Origin of the sequence: Sphingobacterium sp. IITKGP-BTPF85 (assembly GCF_001006065.1) — a bacterium.
In the GTDB taxonomy this organism is placed as follows: Bacteria; Bacteroidota; Bacteroidia; order Sphingobacteriales; family Sphingobacteriaceae; genus Sphingobacterium; species Sphingobacterium anhuiense.
On the sequence record NZ_ASZT02000263.1, the window covers coordinates 1 to 2,599 of the forward strand.

The 2,599-nt window shown below is 31.2% G+C and carries 3 protein-coding genes and 1 tRNA gene; 3 read left to right on the plus strand and 1 reads right to left on the minus strand.

All coding sequences use genetic code 11. From position 1 onward, the window contains the following. Positions 1-121 precede the first annotated feature (121 nt). Positions 122-195: transfer RNA gene (locus L950_RS24855), tRNA-Ile, on the plus strand. Between the two features lie 511 nt (positions 196-706). Here the strand turns inward: L950_RS24855 and L950_RS24865 are convergent. Next, positions 707-895 carry a CsbD family protein gene (locus L950_RS24865; RefSeq protein WP_031289203.1) on the minus strand — a complete coding sequence of 63 codons (189 nt, stop codon included), beginning with the start codon at positions 893-895 and terminating at the stop codon, positions 707-709. Positions 896-1,422: 527 nt separating this feature from the next. Between L950_RS24865 and L950_RS27415 the strand changes: the two genes are divergently transcribed. Both L950_RS27415 and L950_RS27420 read left to right on the plus strand, forming a co-directional pair. Next, positions 1,423-1,902, plus strand: coding sequence for a hypothetical protein (locus tag L950_RS27415; protein ID WP_052764516.1), 480 nt, complete (start codon positions 1,423-1,425; stop codon positions 1,900-1,902). 59 nt (positions 1,903-1,961) lie between these two features. Continuing rightward, positions 1,962-2,599: glycosyltransferase (locus tag L950_RS27420; RefSeq protein ID WP_156169867.1), on the plus strand; the 638-nt coding region annotated here is incomplete at its 3' end.

Below are 2,599 nucleotides of genomic sequence, written 5' to 3' on the forward strand. Positions count from 1 at the left end.
CATAATCGAGGATAATATTTTTAATTTTTTTCATCTTTTTATTTTGAAATATCAATACAAATATCAATATTTGCATCGTCAAAACGCGGTAAACGTTACATTTTGACAAAATATAATAACCGCTCCTATAGCTCAGTTGGTTAGAGTAGAAGACTCATAATCTTTTGGTCACTGGTTCGAGCCCAGTTGGGAGCACTGCTTAGAAAGCCTTACTTTTAGTGAGGCTTTTTCTGTTCAACCTATTCATCTCATTTCTCTAAAAGCAAATATACAGGACTAAGATTGTTATCAAAAAAATATTGAGTAAAATTAGATATGTTGAATAAACAATTTTCAAAACTATTGATAAATAAACATGCGCTTATTATTTATAACAAATCTATGGATGGAAATAAAAAAAGGTCGTGTTAGACTTAACGCGACCTTTTCATCTACCTATGAAAAACATGCCCTTTTGGATGGGCTTCACAAAGCTAAAATTTTTTTTTCACAAATAAGGGAAAATACCAAAAATAATGCGCAAACTACTGATTTTCAGATCATTTTTTTTCACAACAAACAATTGAAATGTATTATTTTTTAAAATATTAATCCATTAAAAGATGAATCAGGCACTGTTGTAATAATAAATTATTGGAGACAAAAAAAAATGGTTAAGCACTTATCGTACTTAACCATTTTTTATGCTATATAAAACTAAAATTTACTATTTCAATTTATCTAACCAATCTTCTACCTCTTCCTTAGTTTTTCCGGTTTTCTTTTGAAGTTTACCTAATAATTCATCTTCTTTTCCCTCGGCGTACAATAGATCGTCATCCGTTAGATCTGCATATTGTTGTTTCACTTTACCTTTTAGTTCGTTCCAACGACCTTTCCATGTTAATTCGCTCATAATAAAATCTCCTTTTTTAAAGTAAATACTATAGATATAACACTTGGGAAGTGAAATTGTTTTCATGCGCTAGATAATTTGATTCGATTAACAAATATTTAACAGTACGGTAAAAAGAAATTTCTATTGTTGATTTAAAAAGAAGTACCTTCAACAATTCAAAAACATTCAACTTTTCTACTTTCTAATTGTTTAGTATGTTGAATATGGGCAATTCACTAATATTTATTCAGAACCTATACTTTCAATAGCTCTCAAACTAGGCACAACAGCCATGAAAAGCTATCGTGCCTAGCGTGAGGATCAAATACATATATAAATAATTTTTTTAACACCATGTACATTCCTTAAAAAATAAATACGATCATTCTTAATAAACTCATTAAAAATAACAATGATCACCGAATACCATTATATCAACCTGTTTCAGTCATGAAACATAAATAAGGTAAATTCATCAACACAGCTGAACTAAAAAATCAGGCATATCAAATCATTTAATTATTTAAAAAATTTAAGAATTCAACATGAAAATAGCCTACATCAGTACTTATTTGCCAAAACAATGTGGAATAGCAACTTTTACCAATGATTTACTACAATCCATAGACCATCAGGATTCAACTATTACCCAACATATTATTGCTCTTTCAGACCGATCTTATTCTTATAATGAGGAAGTTGTTTTCGAAATTAACCCCCAACAGCAATTAGATTATATCCAAGCGGCCAATTTTATTAACGAGAATAAATATGATTGTGTAGTGCTGGAACATGAATATGGTATTTTTGGAGGGAATAGCGGTGTTTACATACTCTCTTTGATCAATTTACTTCATATGCCCTTATTGGTCAACTTACATACTATATTAGAAAAACCAAATATTGATGAAAGAGCAATATTGATTGAAATTGCAAAAAGAGCTTCTATCATAGTAGTCATGAGTTCCTATGCAATTGGACTTCTCCAAAAATATATCATGTACATGAAAACAAAATACGTTTAATACCTCATGGAGTTCCAGCCTTTGATTACCAACAGAACGATGCAAAAGAAAAACTACAGTTGACAGATAGACGCATCATCCTTACTTTTGGTTTTATAGCTCGTAACAAAGGAATTGAAACAGTTATACATGCACTTCCAAAGGTCGTACAAGAATATCCTAATACTGTTTACCTTATTGTAGGAAAAACGCATCCAAACGTTTTATTGGAATCTGGCGAAGAATATCGGGAGTATCTAACTGCCTTAATAAAACAAATGGGCTTGGAAAACAACATCATTTTTGTCAATGATTTTGTCAGTAACGAAACCCTAACCACCTACTTAACAGCATGTGATATCTATATTACTCCCTATATTAATGAAGCTCAGATTACGAGTGGAACATTATCATTTGCTGTAGGGGCTGGAGCGGCTGTATTATCTACTCCCTATTGGCATGCGAAAGATTTATTGGCAGATGGAAGAGGCATTTTATTTGATTTTAAAAATCATAAAGAATTAAAAAATATTCTCATTGACCTATTTGATAACCCTAAAAAACTAGAAGAACTTAGAAGTAGGGCTCGCCATCATGGTGAAAAAATGACTTGGAACAAATTAGGCGGATCTTATGTCAAGTTACTCCAAAAGCTCTCCTCTACACAAGTAAATCTCGACACCGATATAAAAATAACGATGTTAGAGCGTTTTCCAAA